Origin of the sequence: Sinimarinibacterium thermocellulolyticum, assembly GCF_040327995.1 — a bacterium.
In the GTDB taxonomy this organism is placed as follows: domain Bacteria; phylum Pseudomonadota; class Gammaproteobacteria; order Nevskiales; family Nevskiaceae; genus Solimonas; species Solimonas thermocellulolyticum.
In genome coordinates this window covers 117254-140467 of record NZ_JBEPIJ010000007.1, presented here as the reverse complement: position 1 = coordinate 140467, position 23214 = coordinate 117254, and the positions used below count along the sequence as shown (strand labels likewise).

The window sequence follows — 23214 nt, the reverse complement described above, 5'->3', positions numbered from 1 at the left end:
TGCTAGCGAACACGGGCGGCGCATGCCCCGCGCGCCGTGCGCGAGGGCGTGTCAGCCGATGCCGCTCGCGTCAGTCGGCCGGTGCCGGCCGCGATTCGACGACGCGGCGCTGGTCCGGCGACAGCAGGCCGGCGGCACCGAACAAGTCGTGCAGCGCGGCCGGGACCTGCGACTTGCTCAGGCCATCGAGCAGGCCGCCGCTGCCGCTACAGACTTCTTCGTTGTCGATCTCGTCGGAGAGCTCGGGCAGGGCCTCGTCGATCCACCGCGCGATCAGATTCGCCGCCTCGCCGTGGACCACCGAGCGCGCCAGCGGCGGCATGCGCACGCCGGGCCGATCGCTGGCCAGGCGAAAATAGAGGATGGACGCCGCGGCATCGCCGGGCACGATGTCGTATTGCAGCCCGCCCGAGCCGCGCCCGGCGGCCACCGGCTTCTTACAGATGCCGTAACGCTGGTCGACCCTGCGGTAGGCGTCGAGGAACAGCCCCGAGTTCGAGCCGCCACCGGCCGGGTGGTGGCAGTGCGCGCAGTTCACTTCGAGATAGGCGCGCACACGCGCGTGCACGTCGGCCGGCGAATCCGGCAGCGCGCCGCTGCTGCCGGGCACGTTCCACTTGGCCGCGCGCTCGATGCCGGTGTCCGGCAGTCCGACCAGCAGCCCTTTGCGCTTCATGTAGTCGAGCTGGTTCATCTCGCCGACGTCGGCGAAGACGTTCGTGCGGTTGAGGAAGCGCGGCTTGGGCCCGATCGGCGCCGCACCCGCCTCGCGGGTCTCGTCGGCATGGCAGGTCAGGCAGTTGAGCGCCGCCGGAATGCCATAGTTGGCGACGCGGCCGCGGTAGCGCACACGCGAGCCGTCGGCGTTCCTCACCTCGGTGTCGGCATCGACGTAGTCGTACTCCACCGCCTTATTGCCGCCGGCGACGGCCAGTTCGGCGTAGCGGCTGCCGTCATCCGCGGTCTTCCAGATATAGGGCAGGCCGACCCAGTTCACGCCGTCCTCGGTCTGACGCTTGATCAGCAGGCGCGTTTCGACCACATCCTCGCGGATCGGCGCGCCGGCTTGGTCCTGCACCGGGAACGAGAAGGTCTTGGCGATCACGGTACCGACCGGAAAATCCAGCGTCGCGGTCACGCCGTCGTGGTGATCCCGGTACACCGCCTGCTGGCCCTCGGGGATGAACAGGAAGCGGTACTTCTTCGCGTAGTCCGAGAACAGCGCACTGTTGAGTTCGAACGGCATGCCCTGGCCGCTCGGGCCGCTGCGCGGATCGGCCGGATCGGTGAACAGGCCGTAGTCGGCAAGGCGCGGGCAGTTGTAATGCAGCACCGCGTCCATGTTGACCGTGCCGGCGCGGCCCTTGGCGCAGGCCGCGGCCACGGCGGCCGGGTCGGGCCGCGCACCGGCGCTGTCCGGGTCCGGCTCGTAGGGCAGGTGCAGCACCGGCTCGGGATGCGTGGGCAGCGTGCAGCGGTGCGGGGCGAGATCGGTCGAGGCCGGGCGCAGCAGATCGACGATCAAGGTCGCCGGATCGCTGGAGGTGACGTTCGCGCGCAGAAACGGCGTGGTCAGCGCGCCGAGCAGCGAGCCGCCGCTGACGAAGCTGTTGTTCTCGGCGATGCAGATCCAGTTCTCCGGCTTTTTCAGGGCGCCGTCGTCGTCGAACTTCCACGCGTTCCACTTGCACTCGGGGTCCTGATCCTCGCGCGTGACGTTGGGCCGGCCGCGCTCGTCGGTGCGGCCGCCCTGCTCCTCGTGCGGATGATTCGGGTTGGGCTCGGTCAGCGGCACGCCGTCGGCGTCCTTGGGCACCGAAGTGCAGTCGTTCGGTTCATCCTCGGCGCCGTCCCAGACGATGTGCGCCGAACGGCCGAGATTCTTGATGCGCAGCAGCAGCGGCAGCAGGCTGGCCTCGCCGCGCTCGGCGTTGGGCTCCTGCGGATTGCCGCCGTTGTTGCGGAACACGTTGTCGTGGATGTAGAGACCTTCCGGGAAGAAGTCGTAGCGCAGATCCGGGTAGCTCGGCGAGGCGAGGCCGAAATTGACGATGGCGATGCCAGTGGTGTCGTTGTCGTAGATCTCGTTGTCGTGGATTTCGAGCTGATCGGTGGCGAGCACCAGCATGCCGGTGCCGCGCGGCACCAGGCCGACGATGTTGCCGACCGGGGCGAAGTTGTCGGTGTTGTTGTCGTACGACTTGTTGCGGCGCACGATGTTCTTGGCGCCGTACTGGCGCAGGTCCGGCAGATCGAACACGAGGAAACCGCCGGTGTTCTTGGTCGCGACGTTGTCCTCGAACACCGCGCGGAAGGTGTTCTCGAACTCGAAGCCGGCGACGTTGTAGGTCGCGTAACAGTTGCGCACCAGAACATCGCTGCTCTGGCCGACATAGATGCCGGCGTCGGAGGCGCCGTGCGCTTCGCAGTTCTCCATCAGCACGTGGCGGGTCTCCACCGGGTACAGGCCGTAGGCACCGTTCTCGGGACTGACCTCGTAGCCCTCGTCGGTTTCGTCGCGGCCTTCGCCGTCGCGCCAGCGCGCGCGCACGTCGCGCAGGGTGATGTACTCGGAGCGGAACACGCGGATGCCGTTGCCCGGCGTGTCCTCGACAGTGAAGCCTTCGAGCACCAGGCCATCGGCGTGCACCGCGTTGATGCCCTCGGCACTGTCGCTGTTCTTGAAGTTGAGGATGGTTTCGTTCATGCCTGCACCACGCACCGTGATGCCACGCTTGCCGTTGATGATCAGCCCGGTGGTCATCTCGAAGGTGCCGGCGCAGAATTCGATGGTGTCGCCTTCGCGCGCATCGAAGAACGCGGTGAGGATCTCCTCGCGCGCGTTCGCGCCCGGACAGATGCGGAAGGTCTTGGGCCCGCCACCGCCGCCGGGGGCGGTCACGTCCACCCCCGAACCGCCGCCGCAGGCGGCGAGCACACCCGCCGCCAGCAGCAGCGCGAGCGCCTTCGAAACCCGGTATGCCTTCATGCGCGTGCCCTCTTGCTGGGTGCCGGCACCGCGCCGGCCCTGAGCGTCCACGAAGGGCAAGCTAACAGCCGGCGCGACGCCGACCAATAGTAAAAATCACCGTCGCGCGACCCCGGCGCAGCCGCGCGCTATGATCCGCCCAGCCTCGTTCACACCTCGCGGGGAACCCATGCGCCAGCTGCGATTGATCGTGCTCCTCACCCCCCTGATCCTCGGTGCCTGCGGCGACTCAGCGGCGCCCGGCGGCAACGGCGGCGGAGGTGGCCCCGGTGGTTCGGGCAAGTACGACGTAACCATCACGCGCACCTCGCTGGGCATCCCGCACATCCGCGCCGGGGACTACGCGAGCCTGGGCTATGGCTACGGCTATGCCTTTGCCGAGGACAACCTGTGCGTGCTGCAGGAGGACCTGGTCACGATCCGCGGCGAGCGCGCACGCTACTTCGGCCGTGACGGCAGCTACACCATCATTCCCAATGGCGTGACCGCGAACAACGTCGACAGCGACTTCTTCTGGCGCTTCGCCGCGGACGAGACCCGCCTTGCACCGACGCGCGACAACACCCTGCCGGAGTTCAAGCAGGTCACTGCTGGCTTCGTCGACGGCTACAACCGCTACATCCGCGAGCTCAAGGCGGGGGCGCATCCGGGCCGCCATGCCGCCTGCGCCGACGCCGACTGGCTATTCGAGATCAGCGAGGACGACATGTACCGTCGCTATCTGCGTCTTGCGCTGATCGCCAGCTCGTCGGTGTTCATCAACGAGATCGCCAACGCGCGGCCGCTGCTGGCGCTGAGCAAGTCCGGCGAGCCGACGGCCGAGCAAAAGCGCGCCGCGCTCGAGGCCGATCCGGGCCCGCTGCGCTACTTTACCGAGCTGCGCGGCCGGCGCTTCGGCAGCAACATGTATGCCCTCGGCCCGGAGGCCACGCAGGACGGTAGCCGCATGCTGTTCGGCAACCCGCACTTCCCCTGGACCGGGCCGGAGCGCCTGTACGTCGCGCACGCGACGATTCCCGGCGAGCTCGACATCATGGGCAGCTCGCTCTACGGCGTGCCGGCCATCTTGATCGGTTTCAACGATCACTTCGCGTGGAGCCACACGGTCTCCACCGCCTACCGCTTCACCTTCTATGAGCTGACGCTCAACCCCCTCAATCCGCTGCAGTACATCTACGACGGCGAGATCCGCGACATCGAGCAGGTTCCGATCACCATCGAGGTGCTCGAAGCCGACGGCACGATCAGCCAGGAAAGCCGCACGCTGTACCGCTCGCATTTCGGGCCGATGCTGGTGCTCGAAGCCAGCGGTATCCCGGTGCTCGGCTGGACCCCGCTCAAGGCCTACACGCTGCGCGACGCCAACGCCGAGAACGACCGGCTGATCAACCAGTTCGCGCGCTGGAACCAGGCGCAGTCGCTCGACGAGTTCATCCGCCTGCACGGCGAGATCCTCGGCATCCCATGGGTCAACACCGTCGCCACCGGCCCCGGCGGCCAGGCCTATTACGGCGACGTCAGCGTCGTGCCCAACGTGCCGGACGGCAAGGTGACGCTGTGCCAGGCGGTTCCGCTGCATGCGGTGGTGCAGCAGCTGGTCCCCGGCCTGCCGGTGCTCGACGGCTCGCGCGCGGATTGCGAATGGGATACCGATCCGGACGCGCCGGCACCCGGCATCTTCGGCCCCGGCAATCTGCCCAAGCTCTTGCGCGCCGACTGGGTCGGCAACTTCAACGACTCGTATTGGCTGACCAATCCGGCCGAGCCGATCACCGGTTTCGCCCGCATCATCGGCGACGAGGAGACCGAGCGCACGCTGCGCACGCGCCTGGGCATCCGTCAGATCCAGCAGCGGCTCGACGGCAGTGACGGCCTGCCCGGGACTGGCTTCACCCTGCCGCTGCTACAGCAAGTCGTGCTGTCGTCGCGCATCTACTCCGCCGAGCTGGCGCAACAGACCGTGCTCGACGAGATCTGTCCGGATGCCAGCGGCGATGCCGTGAGCGCCTGCGCCGCGCTCGCCCGCTGGGACGCACGCGCCAACCTCGATTCCACCGGCGCGCACGTCTGGCGCGAATTCTGGTTCGTCCTCTCGGGCAATCGCGGCGGGACCGGCGGCAGCTACTGGGCAACGCCGTTTTCGGCGGACGATCCCGTCAACACGCCGCGCGATCTCGACGCCGATCAGGCCGCCGTACGCGACGCCTTCGAGGCCGGCGTCGCCGCGGTCGCCGCTTCGGGCTTTGCCTTCGATGCGCCGCTGCGCGAGATCCAGCATCCGCTGGCGATCGAGGACGACATCCCCATCTTCGGCGGTCAGTTCTTCGAGGGGGCGTTCACGATCGCCGACTCCGACCCGCTGGACGCGAATGGTTACGAGGTCGAATACGGCAACAGCTACATCCACACCGTGACCTGGGACGAGGATGGCGTGCACGCCGAGGGCTTCGTCACCTACTCGCAGTCCACCGATCCGGCCAGTCCACACTTCGCCGACTTCACCCGCGAGTACTCGGCCAAGCGCTGGCACAAGTTCCCGTTCACGCCGGAGGAGATCGCGGCCGACCGCATCCGCGAGTACCGCCTGAGCGAATAGGCCGGCCCGATTGAACACCGGACTCGGGTCAAGGCTTATGATCGCGCCATGCCGCACCGCCTCGCCGTCATCGTCCTGATGCTGAGCCTGCTGACGCAGGCGCTCGCAGCGGCGTGGGCGCTGGCGCCTGCGGCGACCGATGCAGCGGCGACGGCCACCGAGACCGTCATGCCCTGTCACGGCGCGACGGCCGACGCCGCAGCGCAGCCGTCCGCGGCGGCGTCCGTACCCGCGTCGATGGCGTGCTGTGACGACGGCGATTGCGGCCATTGCAGCGCCGGCTGCCTGTCGACGCCGGGGCTTTGGGCCAGCCTGCCCACGAACGCCGCGCCCGTGGCCGAAACGCTGCGCGCGCGGCGCGGCACCGCACCGCGACCGCACGCCGCGCCTCACGAATTGTTGCGCCCGCCGATCGACCTGACCTGCTGAAGCCCGCGCCCCGCCGGAATGCGCCGGTGCGGCCGTCGTTCCCTTCATCGGAGTCAGGCCCATGCCTGTGTCTTCCCCCCTGCCCGGCCTCGTTGCCGGCATCGCCCTGCTGATCGCCGCACCGGCAAGGGCGTCGATCGATCTTCAAACCGCCGTGCGCCTCGCGCTGGCACAACAGCCGCGGCTCGAGGCGCAGGCCGCCCGCGCACGGGCCGCCGACGCGCGCGGCATTGCGGCCGGCGCGTTGCCGGACCCGGAGTTCATCGCCGGGCTTGAGAACCTGTCGGTGGAACGACCCGACCCCTACGCCGCCGATGCCGAAGGCATGACGATGACGCAAATCGGCATCATGCAGGCATTCCCGAATGCCGCGAAGCGACGCCAGCTCGAGCGCAGCACGCGCCTCGATGCGGCGCGCATCGAGGCCGAGCAGGCCTTGCTGCAGCGTGCCGTCGTGCGCGACGTGTCCCTGGCCTGGATCGAGGTCTGGCGGGCACAGCAGGCGCTGACGATCGTCGAGCACCTGGCCCGCGAAACCGCGCGTGCCCTCGATGCCCGCCGCATCGCCCAGCGCAGCGGCCGCGACGACCAGGACGCGACGCTCGCCGCCGAGCTGGCGAACGGGCTGGTCGACGACCGTCGCCGCGCCCTCGCGCAGGCGCTGGCGACGGCGCGCGCAGGCCTTGCGCGCTGGACCGGCCGCACGGTCGATGCCGTCACCGGCGAGCTGCCGACGGCGATGCCGGCATCGCTGGAGGCGGCACTGGCGCGCGTGGGCGAACACCCGGAACTGCAGGCGCTCGAACGAGCCGCCGAGCGCAGCGGCGCCGACGTCGAGCTGGCGCGCGCCGCCTATCGCCCGGACTGGCGCCTGCAGGCCATGTACGGTTACCGCCGACCCTACGACGACATGTTCAGCGTGCAGGTCGGCATCGACCTGCCGCTGTTCACGGCGCGCCGGCAGGACCCGGCGCTGGCCGCGGCGCGTGCGGAGTACGACGCCGCAAAGGCCGATGCCGAAGACGCCCGGCGTGCCCTGCTCGCCGAGCTGCAGGCCGCCTGGGGCGAGCAGGCGCTGGTCGACCAGCGACTTTCGCACTTCGAGACACGACTGCTGCCGGTCGCGCGCCTGCGCGTGGACTCGGCGCTGGCGGCCTACGGCGGCGGTCGCGGCACGCTGGCCGCCGTCTTCGACGCCCGCGTGCAGGCGCTCGACATCGAGCTCAAAACCCTCGATCTCGCCGCCGAGCGCGCTCGTCTGCGCACGCAACTGCGCTACCTGACCGGAGACGACGCATGAAAACCTTTCCGATCCTCGCGGTGAGCCTGGTCGTCGTCTGCGCCGCCGGCGGCGCGTGGTGGGCGGCGCAGCGGCACGTGCACGAGCCGGTCGCAGAGATCGGCGACGACGGCGCGGTCTACTGGACCTGCGCGATGCACCCCGAGGTGCGCATGGACGCGCCCGGCAACTGCCCGATCTGCGGCATGCGGCTGGTGCAAAAGCGCGCGGCCGCGCGGGCCGCGGCAGCCCACGACACCCTGCCCACGGTCGAGGTCGCGGCGCAGATGGTGCAAAGACTCGGCATCCGCACCGCTCTCGTCGAACGCGGTCGCTTCTGGCAGCGCGTCGACACCGTCGGCCGCGTCGAGGTCGACGCCCGCCGCATCCGCACGCTGGAGAGCCGCGCCGTCGGCTGGATCGAGCAGCAGCGCGTGCACGCCGTCGGCGAGCGCGTGCGTGCCGGTGAGACGCTGGCCGGCGTCTTCGCGCCGGAGCTCTACGCCGCGCAACAGGAGCTGTTGCTGGCGCACCGCAGCGGCGACGAGGCCCTGCAGTCGGCCGCGCGCACGCGCCTGCAACTGCTGGGTGCCGATACCGCCCAGATCGACGCGATCCTGCGTCGCGGCGAGGCGCAGCGTGCGCTACCGCTGCTCGCGCCGGCCGACGGCATCGTGCTCGATCTCGACGTGCACGAAGGGCGCCAGATCGCACCGGGCATGCCGCTGGCGCGCATCGCCGACCTGTCGCAGGTGTGGATCATCGCCGAGATCCCGGAGGCGCAGCTCGGCCGCATCACCGAGGGGCGGCCGGCCGAGGTGCGCTTCGCGGCGCTGCCCGGCCAGGTCTTCCAAGGCCGCATCGATTACCTCTACCCCGGCGTGGACGCGGTCACGCGCACGGCGCGGGTGCGGATCGTGCTCGACAATCCGCAATGGCGACTGACGCCGGGAATGTATGCCGAAGTCACGCTGTTCGGCGGCGCGCGAGACGACGTCTTGATGGTTCCGAGCGAGGCCTTGATCCGCACCGGCACGCGCAGCGTGGTGATCCTTGCGCTCGACGACCGGCACTTTCGTCCGGTCGAGGTCGTCGCCGGCGACGAGCGCGACGGCCGCACCGTGATTCTCGACGGCCTCAAGGCGGGCCAGCGCATCGTCGTCTCCGGACAGTTTCTGATCGACGCCGAGGCGAGCCTGCGCGGCGCCTTCGGCCGCATGGCCCCCGCGCACGCGCAGGCGACTGGAGACGGTCCATGATCGCGCGGCTGATTCACTGGTCGATCGGCAACCGGCCGCTGGTGCTGCTGGTCACGCTGCTGGTCGCCGGCTGGGGCGTCTGGGCGGTGAAGACCACGCCGCTCGACGCGCTGCCGGATCTGTCGGACGTGCAGGTGATCGTGCGCACGACCTTTCCCGGCCAGGCGCCGCAGGTAGTCGAGGACCAGGTCACCTACCCGCTGACGACGCGCCTGCTCGCGGTGCCGCACGCGAAAACCGTGCGCGGCTACTCGATGTTCGGCGAATCGCTGGTCTATGTGTTGTTCGAGGATGGCACCGACCTGTACTGGGCACGCTCGCGCGTGCTCGAAGCGCTGTCGCAGGCGCAGGGCGATCTGCCCGCGGCGGCGAAAACCGCGCTCGGACCGGATGCGACCGGCGTCGGCTGGGTCTACGAGTACGCGCTGCTCGACCGCAGCGGCCAGCACGACCTGGGCGAGCTGCGCGCGATCCAGGACTGGTTCCTGCGCTACGAACTGCAGAGCCTCGCCGATGTCGCCGAGGTCGCCACCGTCGGCGGCTTTACCGCGCAGTTCCAGATCGTCGTCGACCCCGACCGCCTGCGTGCGTTCGGTATTGCGCTGGACCGCATCATCGCCGCCGTTGAGGCGGCGAATGGCGAGCGCGGCGGTTCGGTGATCGAGATGGCCGAAGCCGAGTACATGGTGCGCGCGCGCGGCTATCTGCGCACGCTCGACGACTTTCGCCTGATCCCGCTGGCGACCAGCGCCGATGGCACGCCGGTGCTGCTCGGCGAGGTCGCGACCATCCAGCGCGGGCCCGAGCTGCGCCGCGGCATCGCCGAGCTCGACGGCGAGGGCGAGGTCGTCGGCGGCATCGTCGTGATGCGCTACGGCGCCAACGCCGCGACGACGATCGAGGCGGTCAAGCGCAAGCTCGATGCGCTGCGCGCCGGACTGCCCGCGGGCGTGGAGATCGTCGAAACCTACGACCGCTCGGCGCTGATCGAACGCGCGGTCGACAACCTGCGCCACAAGCTGATCGAGGAGTTCATCGTCGTCGGCCTGGTCTGCGTCGCCTTCCTGCTGCACCTGCGCTCGGCGCTGGTGGCCATCGTCACCCTGCCGCTGGGCGTGCTCGTGGCCTTCATCGTCATGCGCCACCAGGGCATCAATGCCAACATCATGTCGCTGGGCGGCATCGCCATCGCGATCGGCGCGATGGTCGACGCCGCCGTGGTGATGGTCGAGAACGCGCACAAGAGGATCGAGCAGGCACCGCCCGACGCGCGGCGGCCGGCGCTGATCGCCGAGGCCGCCGCCGAGGTCGGGCCGGCGCTGTTCTTCTCGCTGCTGATCATCACCGTCTCGTTCCTGCCGGTGTTCACGCTGCAGGCGCAGGAAGGCCGCCTGTTCGCGCCGCTGGCGTACACCAAGACCTACGCGATGGCCGCCGCCGCCGGCCTGTCGGTGACCCTGGTGCCGGTGCTGATGACGCTGTTCATCCGCGGCCGCATCCGCTCCGAACGGGACAACCCGATCAACCGCATCCTGATCGCCGCCTACCGTCCGCTGGTGGACCGCGTGCTGCATCACCCCGGCGCGACGCTGCTGGTCGCCGCACTGCTGCTGGTCGCCAGTGCCTGGCCGCTGACGCGGCTCGGCACCGAGTTCATGCCGGCGCTCGACGAGGGCGATCTGCTGTACATGCCCACCGCACTGCCGGGACTGTCGGCGGGCAAGGCCGCCGAACTGCTACAGCAGACCGACCGCATCATCGCCGCCTTTCCCGAAGTCGATCGCGTGTTCGGCAAGATCGGTCGCGCCGAGACCGCCACCGACCCGGCGCCGCTGGAGATGATCGAGACCACGATCCGGCTCAAGCCGCGCACGCAGTGGCGCGCCGGCATGACCACCGAGAAGCTGATTGCCGAACTCGATGCCGCCTTGCAGATTCCCGGCATGGGCAATGTCTGGGTGCAGCCGATCCGCAACCGCATCGACATGCTCGCGACCGGGGTCAAATCGCCGCTCGGCATCAAAGTGTCCGGCCCCGATCTCGGCGAAATCGCGCGCATCAGCGCCCAGATCGAAGCCTTGTTGCGCGACCAGCCGGGCACCGCCTCGGTGTTCGCCGAGCGCGTCGACGGCGGCCGCTATGTCGAGATCGTGCCGGACCGGATCGCCGCCGCCCGCTACGGCCTGTCGATCGCCGAGATCCAGCGCATCGTCGCGTTCGGCATCGGCGGCGCCAACATCGGTGAGGTGGTCGACGGACTCGCGCGCTTTCCGATCAACCTGCGCTATCCGCGCGAGCTGCGCGATTCGATCACCGAGCTGCGCGAGCTACCGGTGTTCACCGCCGGCGGCGCCACGGTCACGCTCGGCAGCATCGCTGACATCGACATCGCCGATGGCCCGCCGATGATCAAGACCGAGAACACGCGCCCCAGCGGCACCGTCTACGTCGACATCCGCGGCCGCGACCTCGGCGCCTACGTCGCCGAGGCACGCGCGCTGGTGAACCGCCACATTGACCTACCGCCCGGCTACTCGATCACTTGGTCCGGCCAGTTCGAGTACCTCGAACGCGCGGCGCAGCGGCTGCAGCTCGTCGTGCCGCTGACGCTGGCGCTGATCTTCCTGCTGCTGTTTCTGAGCTTCGGCCGCGCGCGCGAGGCGCTGCTGATCATGGCCAGCCTGCCGCTGGCGCTGATCGGCGGGTTGTGGCTGGTCTACCTCCTCGGGCACTCGCTGTCGGTGGCCTCGGCAGTGGGTTTCATCGCGCTGGCCGGGGTCGCCGCCGAGTTCGGCGTGATCATGCTGCTCTACCTGCGCCAGGCCATCGAGCGGCACGCCCCGCGCGACGAGGCGCAGCTTTGCGCGGCGATCATCGACGGCGCGGTGCTGCGCGTGCGGCCCAAGGCGATGACCGTGGCGACCATCCTCGTCGGCCTGCTGCCGCTGTTCTGGGGCGCCGGCAGCGGATCGGAAGTCATGCAGCGCATCGCCGCGCCGATGCTCGGCGGCATGATCAGCGCGCCGCTGCTGTCGATGCTGGTGCTGCCGGCGGCGTATCTGCTGCTCGGCCGCCGGCAGCTCCGCGACGCCAAGTCCGGGCAATAATGGCGCGGTGAGCGCCATCGCAGTCCCGTCGCCGGCTTTGCGCATCCTGACCCTCAACATCCAGGTCGGGATGCCGACCCGCAACTACGGGCACTACGTGACCGGCGCCTGGCGCCACGTGCTGCCGTCGCGCAGCGCACGCCGGAACCTCGACCGCATCGCCGAGCTGATCGCCGACTTCGACGTCGTCGCGTTGCAGGAGGCCGATGCCGGGAGCCTGCGCACCGCGCAAATCAACCAGATCGAGTATCTCGCGCGGCGCGCCGGGTTCACGCATTGGCACGCCGCGATCAACCGCAACCTCGGCCCGTTTGCGCAGCACGCACTGGGCTTCCTGTCGCGCCGCGCGTTGCAGGACCTGCGCCATCACGCGCTGCCCGGGCGCATTCCCGGCCGCGGCGTGCTCGAAGCGCACCTGCACGAGCCCGGCCACGCGCCGCTGCATCTTCTGGTCGCGCACCTGGCGTTGGGCCGCGCGACACGCGAACGTCAGCTCGACTTCGTCGCCAGCCTGGTCGACCCCAAGGCCGACACCTTGCTGATGGGCGACTTCAACTGCGAGCCGGGCGAGCTCGACGCCCACCCGCATCTGCAGCGCATCGGCTTGCGCACGATCAACCAGGCGCCGACCTACCCGAGCTGGCGGCCGGTGCGCAGCATCGACCACGTGCTGGCGACCGCGAGCGCGAAGGTGGCACCCGGCCAGGTACTCGACCTGCAAGTCTCCGACCACCTGCCGGTGGCGACGGAGATCCGCCTGCGCCCGGCATGAGCATCGACACCGGCATCGTCGCAGCGCTGCTGCAAGCACATGGGCAGCGCATCGTGTTGGGGCTGTGGCTGCTCGTCGCGATCGGCGCCGCCGGACACGCGCTGCTGAACCGCCGCGATCCGCGCGCCGCCTGGGGCTGGATCGCGGTGTGCTGGCTGTTTCCGTTCGCCGGCCCGGCGCTGTACTTCCTGTTCGGCATCGACCGCATCCGCACGCGGGCGCGCCGCATGGGCATCGAATCGCGCGTCGGGGAACGCGTCGGCGCCGATCCGGATGCGCCCATGCGCCGGCGCGACGACGACGGCCGCCATGCGATCCCGAGGTGGCTCGAAGAGGTCGCACGCACCGCCGATCGCCTCACCGGCCTGCCGCTGCTGGACGGCAACCGCCTGCGCCTGCTGCACAACGGCGACGAGGCCTATCCGCGCATGCTCGAGGCGATCGCACGCGCGCGGCACTCGATCGCGCTGGCCACCTACATCTTCGACAACGACGCGCTCGGCCGGCGCTTCGTCGACGCGCTGGCCGCCGCGCAGGCGCGCGGCGTCGACGTGCGCGTGCTGATCGACGGTTTCGGCCAGCACTATTCGCTGGTGCCGATCACGCGCCGGCTGCGCCGCGCCGGCATCCGCACCGCCGTGTTCAACCGCTTGCGCCTGCTGCCGCCGTCGCTGCACCTGAACCTGCGCAACCACCGCAAGCTGCTGCTGATCGACGGCGAGACCGGCTTCACCGGCGGCATGAACATCGGCCGCCGCCATCTGCTGCGCGAACCCGGCGTGCGCCGCCCGGCCGCCGACCTGCACTTCGAACTGCAGGGACCAGTGCTCGGCCAGCTCGCCGAGGTCTTTGCCGAAGACTGGCGCCTGTCGGCGAACGAGGCCTGGCCGGCACCGATGCTGCGCGCGAGGCCGGTCGAGGGCGGCGCCGCCTGCCGCGTCATCACCGACGGCCCCAACGAGGACTACGACCATTTGGCGATGGTGCTGCAGGCAGCGATCTCCGCCGCGCATCACGAGGTCATGGTGATGACGCCGTACTTCCTGCCGCCGACGGCGATGGTCGCCGAGCTGCAAGCGGCGGCGCTGCGCGGCGTGCGCGTCGACGTGATCCTGCCGGCGCAGAACAACCTGCCGTTCGTGCAATGGGCCTCGCGGCACATGCTCGAAGACCTGTTGAACTACGGCGTGCACGTGTTCGAACAGCCCCCGCCGTTCAACCACAGCAAGCTGTTCGCCGTCGACGGCGTCTACGCGCAGATCGGCAGCGCCAATCTCGACCCGCGCAGCCTCAAGCTCAACTTCGAACTCGCCGTCGAGGTCTACGACCGCGCCTTCGCCCAATCCCTGGCCGCGCACTTCACCGCGGTGCGCGCACGCTCGCGCGAAATCACGCTCGACGAGATCCAGAACCGCCCGCTGCCGGTGCGCCTGCGCGATGCGCTGTGCTGGCTGTTCTCGCCGTATCTGTGACGGCGCTCAAGCGCCGGCGATGCGCACGAGCGTGCGGCCCTGCACGACGCCCTTGATCAGGTCCTCGCACGCCGCCGGCAGTTCATCGAGCGTGACTTCGCGCGTGATGAGCCGATCGAGGATGCGCGGCTTCCACTCGCCGGCGAGCTTGCGCCAGAGGTCTTCGCGCCAGGCGCGCGGCACCTCGACCGAGTGGATGCCGAGCAGCGAGACGCCGCGCAGGATGAAGGGCATCACCGTGGTGTGCAGCTCATGCGACTGCGCAAGGCCAATGCTGCCGATGTTGCCCCAGGGCCGAACGGTGCGCGTGAGCCAGGCGAGGGTCTCGCCGCCGAGATTGTCCACCGCCCCGCCCCATAAGCCGTTCTCCAGCGGCTTGGTCCCCAGCGCCAACGACTGGCGCGAGACGATCTCGTCGGCGCCGAGCGCCTCGAGGTAGTCGTCGGCGACGCCGGCCTTGCCGGTGATCGCGTGCACGGTGAAGCCGGCGCGCTTGAACAGATCGATCGCGATCGAGCCGACGCCGCCGGTGGGTCCGGTGACGGCGATCGGCCCCATCTCGGGCGTCTGATGATTCTCCAGCATGCGCTTGAGTGCCATCGCCGCGGTAAAGCCGGCGGTGCCGATCGCCATCGCCTCACGCAGCGACAAGCCCTGCGGCAGCGGCACCAGGATCTCGGCCGGCAGGCGTGCGAACTCGGCGTAGCCACCATCGCGCACCTCGCCGATGTTGCAGCCGGTGACCAGCACTTGGTCGCCGGGCTTGAACTGCGCGTGCTCGCTGTGCTCGACGACGCCGGCGAGATCGATGCCCGGCACCTTGGGATAGGTCTTGAGGATTCGCCCCTTGCCGGTGACCGCGAGCGCGTCCTTGTAGTTGATACCGCTGAAGGCGACGCGGATCACCACCTCGCCGGCGCCGAGGTCGTCCAGAGCGATGGTTTCGATGCGCGCGGCGGTGGTCTTGTCGTGTTGATACACGCGCAGGGCCTTGAAGCGGGACATGGGCTCTCCTGTTCGGGTGGGTTTCGCTTTCGCACGCGGCGGCGCCACAATGCGGATCCGCAGTTTCGCGCATTCGTTTCGGTCCGTCATGGCGCAATACACCAAGAACCCGCCGCTGCTGGAAGCGGCGCTGGCCGCCGATCCCTTGATCCAGCTCGACCGCTGGCTCGGCGATGCCCAGGCCGCCGGCATGATCGAGCCGACGGCGATGACCCTGGCGACGGTCGACGCGCAGGGCCGGCCTTCGGCGCGCATGGTGCTGTTCAAGGGCGTGCACAACGGCGCGCTGACCTTCTACACCAACCACGAAAGCCGCAAGGGCCGTGAGCTGGCAGCCAATCCCAGGGTTGCGTTGGTGTTCTGGTGGGACAGGCTCGAACGCCAGGTGCGCGTCGAGGGCATGGCGCAGCGGCTGCCGGTCGAGGTCGCGCGGCGCTACTTCTACACACGGCCGCGCGAGTCGCAGATCGGCGCGCTGATCTCGCGACAGAGCGCGATCGTCGCCGACCGCGCAACGCTCGATCGGCGTTACGACGAGACCGTCGCACGCCTTGCCGGCGCCGATGTGCCCTATCCGGAGCACTGGGGCGGTTACGGCGTGACGCCGCAGTGCGTCGAGTTCTGGCAGGGCCGCAGCGGCCGTCTGCACGACCGTTTGTGCTACCAAAGAGCCGGCGACGGCTGGCGCATCGACCGCCTGGAGCCGTGATGCACACTGCGAGCGCCGCGCTGCTGCTGATCGCCGCGTCTGCGGCGCAGGCGCACGACGCGACGCCTGCCGAGATCGACACTGCGATGCGCGCGGCCGCCGTCGAGGCCAAGGCCTACGCCGACGAGCTTTCGATCGTCGCTGGCCTACAGCGCGCGCAGGCGGCGAGCGCGCGCGATGCACTCGCCGCCGAGGCGCGGATGCTGCAACTGCTGATCCGGCTGCGCGAGGTGCGCACACCGCATCCGCAGACGCGCGCGGCCGTGACCGGCTTGCGTGACTACGTGTCACGCACGCTCACCGATCCGGTCGACCCCGAACAGCGCGGCATGAGGCGCCCCGCATACCCGATCGCCGGCGCCGCGCGCGCGCTGCTGCGCCGCTGGGATCGGCCGGCGCATAAGAGCGCGCCGGCGCCCAGCCCCGCGCCGGGCGTCCTCGTCCTCACCGAGGATGAGTTCGGTGAGAACCGCGTGCCGCTCGGTTATCCGGTGCCGACCGTGCGCGACGACCCGCAGCCGGGCGACGGCTTTCGCAGCTATGCTGCGCTGCAGACGCGGCTGGCGATGCTGGCCGCAGGCAATCCCGACCTGCGCTCGAACCTCGTCGGCCGCAGCCGCGAGCAGCGCGACATCGTCGCGTGGACGCTTGGCGATGCCGACGACACGACGCCGACCGGCACGCCGGAGTCGGCGGCGCTGATCAACGGCACCATCCACGCGCGCGAATGGGCCAGCCCCGAGGTCGTCGTCGGCCTGATCGAACGCTTCGCCGAACGTGCCGACGACGGCGGCTTGTATCGCTACCTGCTCGACCACGTGAATCTGGTCGTCGTGCCGGTGCTCAACGTCGATGGCTTCGTGCACACGCAGCGCACGCCGTCCGTGACCCTCGAAAGCGAAGCCGGCGATCCGATCCCTGCCGGCCAGCCACCGGAGTACGCGCACTACCCGCGCGACGGTCGCCTGCGGCGCAAGAATCTGCGCGATGTGGACGCCGATGCCTGCCCGATGCCGGCATCCGGCTGCATGAACGGCGTCGACCTGAACCGCAACGCGGACTCGCCGTTCTTCGCCTCCGGCATCAACAACAGCGGCGACCCGCTGTCGATCGTCTATCACGGCCCTGCACCGGCATCCGAGCCGGAGACGCTGGCCTTGTACGCGGCCGCCGATCTCGCGCCGCGCGAGCGGCTGCGCTTGTACGTCGACGTGCACTCCTTCGGCCGCGTGTTCTTCGGCGTCAACACCGGTGCCGCACGTCGCGACGCGATCACTGCGGCGCTGGTGCCGCGCATGAGCGGTGCGACCGGCCGCGGCAGCAACCGCTATCCCTACGACGCCACGCCGCCCGGTGTCGGCATCGGCAGTACCGACGAGGTCTTCGGCTATGGCCTTCAGATTCCGGCGTATACGCTCGAGATCGAACCGACGACACGCGAGGGCGGCACCACTTATGGCGGCTTCGGCTATCACCACGACGGCTTCATCCTGCCGCAAAGCGAGATCGCGCGCGTGCGCCGCGAGCTCGCCGATGCATTGACGCTGGGCCTGTATCGCATGGCCGGACCGCCGACGCTGATCGAAGCCGAGATCCGCGAACTCGACGGCGCTCGCCTCGTCTACTCGGCACGCTGGCAGGTGCAAAGCCATGGCCGTGTGCTGCAAACCGAGGTCGCCGAAGCGCTGGTCGCCGACACGGCCTATCGGCTTCGGCTGGTCTTCGACAAGCCGATGCGCGTGCGCGATGCGCAGAACCGGGTCGTTGCCTATGCCGGTCAGACCGCGCCGCTGGCGCCTTCGGTCGCGATCGAGGGCTTGTCTGCCGACGGCGCGAGCTTTCGCGAAGACCTGGGCACCGACGCACAGAACTGGCTCACGACACGCTATGCCGACGACGCCTACGCGCTCGACTTCACGCTGCCGGCGAGCCTGCCGCTGCGCGGCGCGCGGCGTCTGAACCTGCGCGTCGACGCGCAGGACTTGTCGGGTCAGGCGCTCGATGCGAATCCGGCGACGCTCGTCGACTGGGACGCCGGCTGGTCCGGCTACGAAGACGACGAGGGCCGCGACGACACCGACCGCGGCGGTGCCGACCGCAGCCAGCGCATCATCGACGATGGCTCACCGACGCCCGGCGACGGTGGTGGTAGTGGCGGCGGCGCTTTCGGTGCGCTGGGCCTGCTCGCCGCACTGATCGCGCTGCGTCGCCGCGGCACATCCACCGTTTGACCCATCCGGAGACTTCCCATGTTCGATTTCAGTGGCCAGCACGTCTTCGTCGCCGGCGGCACCAGCGGCATCAATCTGGGCATCGCCCATGCGTTCGCGAAAGCCGGTGCCCGCGTCGGTGTGCTGTCGCGCAAAAAGGACAAGGTCGACAACGCCGTTCGGGAACTCAAAGGTCACGGCGGCGAGGTCGCCGGTTTTGCCGCCGACGTGCGCGACTACGCCGCCGTCGAAGCCGCGCTCAAGGCGGCACACGACCAGTTCGGCGCCATCGACGTGCTGATCTCCGGTGCCGCGGGCAACTTCCCGGCGCCGGCCTTGGGCATTTCCTCGAACGGATTCCGCTCGGTTGTCGAGATCGACCTCGTCGGCAGCTTCCACGTACTGCGCGCGGCGTTCGCGCTGCTCAAAAAGCCGGGCGCGAGCATCATCAACATCTCCGCACCGCAGGCCTACAACGCGATGGCATTCCAGATGCACGTCTGCGCCGCCAAAGCCGGTGTCGACATGCTCACGCGCGTCGGTGCGATCGAATGGGGTCCGGCCGGCGTGCGCGTGAACTCGGTCGTGCCAGGCCCGATCGCCGACACCGAGGGCATGAAGCGGCTGGCGCCGACGCCGGAGGCGGTCCAGCTCGTCACCGAGTCGGTCCCGCTCCGGCGCTTCGGCACCAAGGACGACATCGCGAACTGCTGCCTGTGGCTCGCCAGTCCGTATGCGTCGTACGTGAACGGCGCAGTGATTCCGGTGGACGGCGGCTGGTCGCTGGGCGGCACCAGCGTGTCCAGCGCCGGCATGGCGAAGCTCATGGGCGGATGAGGCGGCGCACATGCAATCCGTCGTTCTCGTGGTGCTCGGCATCGCCGGCATGGCCTTCGGCTGGTTCGTCTACTCGCGCTTCATCGCCGAGCGCATCTACCGGCTCGACCCGAACTTCGTCACGCCCGCACACGCGTTCAACGACGGCAAGGATTACGTGCCGACGCATCGCGTCGTGCTCTGGGGTCATCACTTCACCTCGGTGGCCGGCGCCGCGCCCATCGTCGGCCCGGCGATCGCGGTCTACTGGGGCTGGGCGCCGGCGCTGGCCTGGGTCGTGCTCGGCACGATCTTCTTCGCCGGCGTGCACGACTTCGGCGCACTGTGGGCGAGCAACCGCCACCAGGGCAAGTCGATCGGCGCCTTGTCCGAAAGCGTGATCGGCAAGCGCAGCCGCGCGCTGTACATGATCGTCGTATTCCTCTTGCTGCTGATGGTCAACGCCGTGTTCGGCGTGGTCATCGCCAATGCTTTCGTCAATACGCCGGGCGCGGTGTTCCCGGCGTGGGCGGCGATCGCGGTGGCGCTGGTCGTCGGCCAGCTCGTGCACCGGCGCATGAATCTCGTCGTGCTCGGCGTCGTCGGCGTCGCCGTGCTGTACTGGACGATGTGGGCCGGCAGCGCGATGCCGCTGGCGCTGCCCACGGAGATGTTCGGCCTCACCCCACAGGCGAACTGGATTCTGATCCTGTTCGTCTATGCGGCGATTGCGTCGATGCTGCCGGTGTGGATGCTGTTGCAGCCGCGCGACTTCATCAACGGCATGCAGCTCGTCGTCGGCCTGGCGCTGCTCTACGGCGCGGTGATTCTGGTGATGCCGGACCTCTCGGCACCGGCGTTCAACAACCGCGTCGGCGAATCGGCGCCGTCGATCATCCCGCTGCTGTTCGTCACCATCGCCTGCGGCGCGATTTCGGGCTTTCACGGCATCGTCGCCTCCGGCACCAGCGCCAAGCAGCTCGACAAGGAGACCGACGCACGCTTCGTCGGCTATCTCGGCGCGATCGGCGAGGGTTCGCTCGCGCTGATCACCATCGTCGCCGTCTCCGGCGTCGCGCTCGCGCCGACGCCCGAAGCCTGGCACGCGATCTACGACGAGTTCGGCAGCGCCGGCGCCGGCGCGTTCATTTCCGGCGGCGCCCGCCTGATCGAACAGGGCTGGGGCATTCCGGGGCTCGTGGCGCAGACGATCCTGGCGACGATGGTGGTGCTGTTCGCCGGCACGACGATGGACTCCGGCGTGCGCCTGCAGCGCTACATCATCCAAGAGTGGGGCGAGATCTATCGGCTGCCGTGGCTGAGGAACGGCGTCGCCGCTACGCTGATCGCGGTCGCCTCTTGCCTGCTGCTCGCCTTTGGCGCCGGCGGTGCGAGCGGCAGCGGCGGCATGATGCTCTGGCCGCTGTTCGGTTCCACCAACCAGATCCTCGCCGGCATGACGCTGCTGGTGATCACGGTGATGCTGCTCAAGCTCGGCCGGGCGGTGCGCTACACGCTGCTGCCGATGATCTTCGTCATCGCGATGTCGTTCGCCGCCGCCTGCGTCACGCTCGTGCAGTTCTGGCGCGAGGGCAACTGGTTGCTGGTCACGCTCGATTTCGTCGTGCTCGCAACCAGCGTGCTGGTGATGCTGGAGGCGGCGTCGGCGGTGCAGCGGTTCCGGCGTCAGGAGTCGAATCTCGCCGTTCGCATCGAGTAGCCCCGCGCGGCGGCACTCGGGGCGAACGGACTAAGCGCCGCCCTTGACCGTCGCGACGATCTGCTCGCGCAGCCAGCGGTTCGCCGGGTCGTTGTCGACGCTGGCGTGCCAGTACAGATAGGCGTCCATCGACGGCATGTCCATCGGGAACGGCAGGATCTGGTTGCCGAACTGGCGGTTGGCGAGCTGCGCGTAGCGCTCCGGCATGGTCAGCAACAGATCGCTGCTGGCGACCACGCCGCAGGCGGCGAAGTAGTGCTGGCAGCGCAATCGGATGCGGCGCTTGAGGCCCTGGCGGCTGAGTTCGACGTCTTCGAGTCCCGGGCCGCTGCGGCGTGAACTGACCAGCACGTGCTGCGCACGCAGGTAGGCGGCGAGATCGAGCGTCTTCTTCCGTATCGCCGGATGATGCTTGCGCGCGACGACGACGAGGCGGTCCACCGACACGCGCTGGTGGCGGATCTCGGCCGACATCGGCAGCAGCACGTCGAGCACCGCATCGAGGCTGCCGGCGGCGAGTTCGGACTCGAAGCCGCGACGGTCGGCGCGGATCGCGCTGATGTCGACCGACGGCGCCTCGTGCTCGACGCGCGCGAGCAGCCTCGGCAACACCAGCGCTTCGAGCACGTCGCGCACGGCGACGTTGAAGTGGCGCTGCGTCGTCGCCGGGTCGAAGCGCTGCGCTTCGTTGAGCGTGACTTCGAGGCTGTGCAGGGCGCGGCGCACCGGCTGCATCAGGCTGCGCGCCAGCGGCGTCGGCACCATGCGCCGACCTTCGCGCACGAACAGCGGATCGCCGAACAGTTCGCGCAATCGCCCGAGCGCGTGGCTGATCGCCGGCTGGGTCAGGTGCAGCTTCTCACCGGCCTTGGTGATGCCGCCCTCCGAGAAGATGGCGTCGAGCACGACGAGCAGATTCAGGTCGATCCGATGCAGATGCACAGTCTTGATCCTGCGGAATTCACAATATTCATTGGAATGATTGCACGGGCGCGCCTAGTCTGCGGGTTCGACTGCCGGAGGAAGCCATGAACGCGCTGCATGACAAGGTCGCCGTGATCACCGGCGCCGCCAGCGGCTTCGGCCGCGAACTGGCACTGCTGTGCGCAGGTGAAGGCATGCGCCTGGTGCTCGCCGACATCGACATGGCCGGTCTCGAAGCGACGCAGGCGCGGCTTCCGGCCGGCATCGAGGTATTGCGCCAACGCGTCGACGTGGCCAGCGCCGAGACGGTTGCCGCGCTCGCCGACGCGACTTACGCGCGCTTCGGCGCCGCGCATCTGCTGTTCAACAACGCCGGCGTCGCCGTCGCCGGGCCGACGTGGACCACCACGCGCGCCGACTGGCAGTGGGTGCTCGGCGTCAACCTGATGGGCGTGGTCCACGGCATCCAGAGTTTCGTGCCGCGCATGCTCGCACAGGGTGACGAGTGCCACGTGGTCAACACCGCCTCCGTCGCCGGCCTGCTGTCGGTGCCAGGGTCCAGTGTCTACTGCGTGTCCAAGCACGGGGTGGTCACGCTCAGCGAATGCCTGCATCACGAGCTGCGCGTGGCCAACGCGAAGATCGGCGTCTCCGTGCTGTGCCCCGCCTTCGTGCCGACCGGCATCGCCGATGCGGCGCGCCATCGCCCGGCACACCTCGCCGATACCAATCCGCTGGCCGCGCCGTTCGAGGCGCGCGTGCGCAAGGCGGTGCAGTCCGGAAAACTCTCGGCCGCCGACATCGCGCGCGCGACGATACAGGCGGTCAAGGCCGACCGCTTCTACATCCTGACCCATCCGAACATCAAGCCTTCGATCGAGGCGCGCATGCGCGACATCCTCGACGAGCGTGCGCCCACCAATCCGATGCCCTGAACGAGCCCGACATGAAAGCCCTGCTGTGCAAATCCTTCGGCCCGCCGGAGAACCTCGTCGTCGAGGAGACGCCGGATCTGACGCCCGGCGACGACGACGCGATCGTGCGCGTGCACGCCGCCGGCGTGAATTTTCCGGACGTGCTGATCATCCAGAACAAGTACCAGTTCAAGCCGGAGCTGCCGTTCTCGCCCGGCGGCGAATGTGCGGGCGTGGTCGAGTCGGTGGGTGCCAGGGTCCGGAACGTCAAGCCGGGCGACAAGGTCATCGCCTTCACCGGCTGGGGCGCGTTCGCACAGCAGGTGCGCGCCGATTCGCGCGCGCTGATCCCGATGCCGCCAGAGATGGACTTCGTCACCGGCGCATCCTTCGTGATGACCTACGCCACCTCGTATCACGCGCTCAAGGACCGCGCCGCGCTCAAGAGTGGCGAGACCCTGCTGGTGCTCGGCGCGTCCGGCGGCGTTGGCCTTGCGGCGATCCAGATCGGCAAGGCGCTCGGCGCCAGGGTCATCGCCGCGGCGTCGACCGCCGAGAAGCTCGCCGTCTGCAAGGACCACGGCGCCGACGAGCTGATCAACTACAACAGCGAAGACCTCAAGGCGCGCCTCAAAGAACTGACCGGCGGCAAGGGCGTGGACGTGGTCTACGACCCGGTCGGCGGCGACTACAGCGAGCCGGCGCTGCGCAGCATGGCCTGGCGCGGGCGCTTGCTCGTCATCGGCTTCGCCAACGGCGAGATTCCGAAGATTCCGCTGAACCTGCCGCTGCTCAAGGGTTGCAGCATCGTCGGCGTGTTCTGGGGCGACTACGCCAAGCGCGAACCGATGAACAACCTGATGGATCTGCGCACGCTGCTCGGCTGGCTCAAGGACGGCAAGCTCAAACCGCACATCGCCGGCACTTATCCGCTCGCGCGCGGCGCCGAGGCCATCCGCCAGCTCATGGACCGCAAGGTCTCCGGCAAGCTGGTCATCACGCCGCAGGAGTGA

General features: G+C 69.2%; 16 protein-coding genes. 13 read left to right on the top strand and 3 right to left on the bottom strand.

Annotation, left to right across the window (positions count from 1 at the left end; translation table 11 throughout):
• Positions 1-70: 70 nt before the first annotated feature.
• On the bottom strand, positions 71-2989 hold the full coding sequence (locus ABSH63_RS08165) for a parallel beta-helix domain-containing protein (protein WP_352888892.1): 2919 nt from the start codon (positions 2987-2989) through the stop codon (positions 71-73).
• A 169-nt stretch (positions 2990-3158) separates the two neighbouring features.
• On the opposite strand from ABSH63_RS08165, the gene ABSH63_RS08160 reads away from it, so the two are divergent.
• From ABSH63_RS08160 to cls, 7 genes are all read left to right on the top strand, one after another.
• Positions 3159-5585, top strand: a complete 2427-nt coding sequence (locus tag ABSH63_RS08160) for a penicillin acylase family protein (RefSeq protein WP_352888891.1) — start codon at positions 3159-3161, stop codon at positions 5583-5585.
• Between the two features lie 78 nt (positions 5586-5663).
• The gene (locus ABSH63_RS08155) at positions 5664-6014 is read left to right on the top strand and encodes a hypothetical protein (protein WP_352888890.1); all 351 of its coding nucleotides are present in this window, start codon (positions 5664-5666) and stop codon (positions 6012-6014) included.
• 61 nt (positions 6015-6075) lie between these two features.
• Positions 6076-7314 carry a TolC family protein gene (locus ABSH63_RS08150; RefSeq protein WP_352888889.1) on the top strand — a complete coding sequence of 413 codons (1239 nt, stop codon included), beginning with the start codon at positions 6076-6078 and terminating at the stop codon, positions 7312-7314.
• Positions 7311-8552 (top strand): efflux RND transporter periplasmic adaptor subunit, encoded by a 1242-nt coding sequence (locus tag ABSH63_RS08145; RefSeq protein WP_352888888.1) that lies wholly within the window; start codon positions 7311-7313, stop codon positions 8550-8552. Before ABSH63_RS08150 ends, ABSH63_RS08145 begins: the two co-directional genes overlap by 4 nt.
• Positions 8549-11659 carry an efflux RND transporter permease subunit gene (locus tag ABSH63_RS08140; protein WP_352888887.1) on the top strand — a complete coding sequence of 1037 codons (3111 nt, stop codon included), beginning with the start codon at positions 8549-8551 and terminating at the stop codon, positions 11657-11659. The genes ABSH63_RS08145 and ABSH63_RS08140 overlap by 4 nt, the downstream gene beginning before the upstream one ends.
• Before the next feature lie 7 nt (positions 11660-11666).
• Positions 11667-12431, top strand: a complete 765-nt coding sequence (locus tag ABSH63_RS08135) for an endonuclease/exonuclease/phosphatase family protein (RefSeq protein ID WP_352888885.1) — start codon at positions 11667-11669, stop codon at positions 12429-12431.
• Positions 12428-13903, top strand: coding sequence for a cardiolipin synthase (gene cls / locus ABSH63_RS08130; RefSeq protein WP_352888884.1), 1476 nt, complete (start codon positions 12428-12430; stop codon positions 13901-13903). Before ABSH63_RS08135 ends, cls begins: the two co-directional genes overlap by 4 nt.
• A 6-nt stretch (positions 13904-13909) precedes the next feature.
• Here the strand turns inward: cls and ABSH63_RS08125 are convergent, their stop codons facing one another.
• Positions 13910-14908 (bottom strand): acrylyl-CoA reductase family protein, encoded by a 999-nt coding sequence (locus ABSH63_RS08125; RefSeq protein WP_352888883.1) that lies wholly within the window; start codon positions 14906-14908, stop codon positions 13910-13912.
• An 88-nt stretch (positions 14909-14996) separates the two neighbouring features.
• Between ABSH63_RS08125 and pdxH the strand changes: the two genes are divergently transcribed.
• Genes pdxH through ABSH63_RS08105 form a run of 4 tightly spaced genes read left to right on the top strand, consistent with a single transcriptional unit; the run spans position 14997 to position 20363 of the window.
• A complete protein-coding gene (gene pdxH, locus ABSH63_RS08120; RefSeq protein ID WP_352888882.1) occupies positions 14997-15617 on the top strand; it encodes a pyridoxamine 5'-phosphate oxidase in 621 nt (206 codons plus the stop codon).
• On the top strand, positions 15617-17848 hold the full coding sequence (locus ABSH63_RS08115) for a M14 family zinc carboxypeptidase (RefSeq protein ID WP_352888881.1): 2232 nt from the start codon (positions 15617-15619) through the stop codon (positions 17846-17848). Before pdxH ends, ABSH63_RS08115 begins: the two co-directional genes overlap by 1 nt.
• 18 nt (positions 17849-17866) lie before the next feature.
• Entirely contained in the window at positions 17867-18664 is a 798-nt protein-coding gene (locus ABSH63_RS08110; protein ID WP_352888880.1) for an SDR family oxidoreductase, read from the top strand.
• Positions 18665-18674: 10 nt separating this feature from the next.
• Positions 18675-20363: a carbon starvation CstA family protein gene (locus ABSH63_RS08105; RefSeq protein WP_352888879.1), complete on the top strand. Its 1689-nt coding sequence runs from the start codon at positions 18675-18677 to the stop codon at positions 20361-20363.
• Positions 20364-20393: 30 nt separating this feature from the next.
• Here the strand turns inward: ABSH63_RS08105 and ABSH63_RS08100 are convergent, their stop codons facing one another.
• Positions 20394-21305 (bottom strand): LysR family transcriptional regulator, encoded by a 912-nt coding sequence (locus tag ABSH63_RS08100; protein WP_352888878.1) that lies wholly within the window; start codon positions 21303-21305, stop codon positions 20394-20396.
• 86 nt (positions 21306-21391) lie between these two features.
• On the opposite strand from ABSH63_RS08100, the gene ABSH63_RS08095 reads away from it, so the two are divergent.
• Both ABSH63_RS08095 and ABSH63_RS08090 read left to right on the top strand, forming a co-directional pair.
• A complete protein-coding gene (locus tag ABSH63_RS08095) occupies positions 21392-22222 on the top strand; it encodes an SDR family NAD(P)-dependent oxidoreductase (RefSeq protein ID WP_352888877.1) in 831 nt (276 codons plus the stop codon).
• Between the two features lie 11 nt (positions 22223-22233).
• Positions 22234-23214: an NADPH:quinone oxidoreductase family protein gene (locus ABSH63_RS08090; RefSeq protein ID WP_352888876.1), complete on the top strand. Its 981-nt coding sequence runs from the start codon at positions 22234-22236 to the stop codon at positions 23212-23214.

Excerpts from the sequence above, each read along its gene's own strand:
- ABSH63_RS08105 (WP_352888879.1), top strand. The coding sequence starts at position 18,675 with ATGCAATCCGTCGTTCTCGTGGTGCTCGGCATCGCCGGCATGGCCTTC.
- ABSH63_RS08155 (WP_352888890.1), top strand. The coding sequence starts at position 5,664 with ATGCTGAGCCTGCTGACGCAGGCGCTCGCAGCGGCGTGGGCGCTGGCG.
- ABSH63_RS08165 (WP_352888892.1), bottom strand. The coding sequence starts at position 2,989 with ATGAAGGCATACCGGGTTTCGAAGGCGCTCGCGCTGCTGCTGGCGGCG.
- ABSH63_RS08140 (WP_352888887.1), top strand. The coding sequence starts at position 8,549 with ATGATCGCGCGGCTGATTCACTGGTCGATCGGCAACCGGCCGCTGGTG.
- ABSH63_RS08110 (WP_352888880.1), top strand. The coding sequence starts at position 17,867 with ATGTTCGATTTCAGTGGCCAGCACGTCTTCGTCGCCGGCGGCACCAGC.
- ABSH63_RS08125 (WP_352888883.1), bottom strand. The coding sequence starts at position 14,908 with ATGTCCCGCTTCAAGGCCCTGCGCGTGTATCAACACGACAAGACCACC.
- pdxH (WP_352888882.1), top strand. The coding sequence starts at position 14,997 with ATGGCGCAATACACCAAGAACCCGCCGCTGCTGGAAGCGGCGCTGGCC.
- ABSH63_RS08160 (WP_352888891.1), top strand. The coding sequence starts at position 3,159 with ATGCGCCAGCTGCGATTGATCGTGCTCCTCACCCCCCTGATCCTCGGT.
- ABSH63_RS08115 (WP_352888881.1), top strand. The coding sequence starts at position 15,617 with ATGCACACTGCGAGCGCCGCGCTGCTGCTGATCGCCGCGTCTGCGGCG.
- ABSH63_RS08090 (WP_352888876.1), top strand. The coding sequence starts at position 22,234 with ATGAAAGCCCTGCTGTGCAAATCCTTCGGCCCGCCGGAGAACCTCGTC.
- ABSH63_RS08095 (WP_352888877.1), top strand. The coding sequence starts at position 21,392 with ATGAACGCGCTGCATGACAAGGTCGCCGTGATCACCGGCGCCGCCAGC.
- cls (WP_352888884.1), top strand. The coding sequence starts at position 12,428 with ATGAGCATCGACACCGGCATCGTCGCAGCGCTGCTGCAAGCACATGGG.
- ABSH63_RS08145 (WP_352888888.1), top strand. The coding sequence starts at position 7,311 with ATGAAAACCTTTCCGATCCTCGCGGTGAGCCTGGTCGTCGTCTGCGCC.
- ABSH63_RS08150 (WP_352888889.1), top strand. The coding sequence starts at position 6,076 with ATGCCTGTGTCTTCCCCCCTGCCCGGCCTCGTTGCCGGCATCGCCCTG.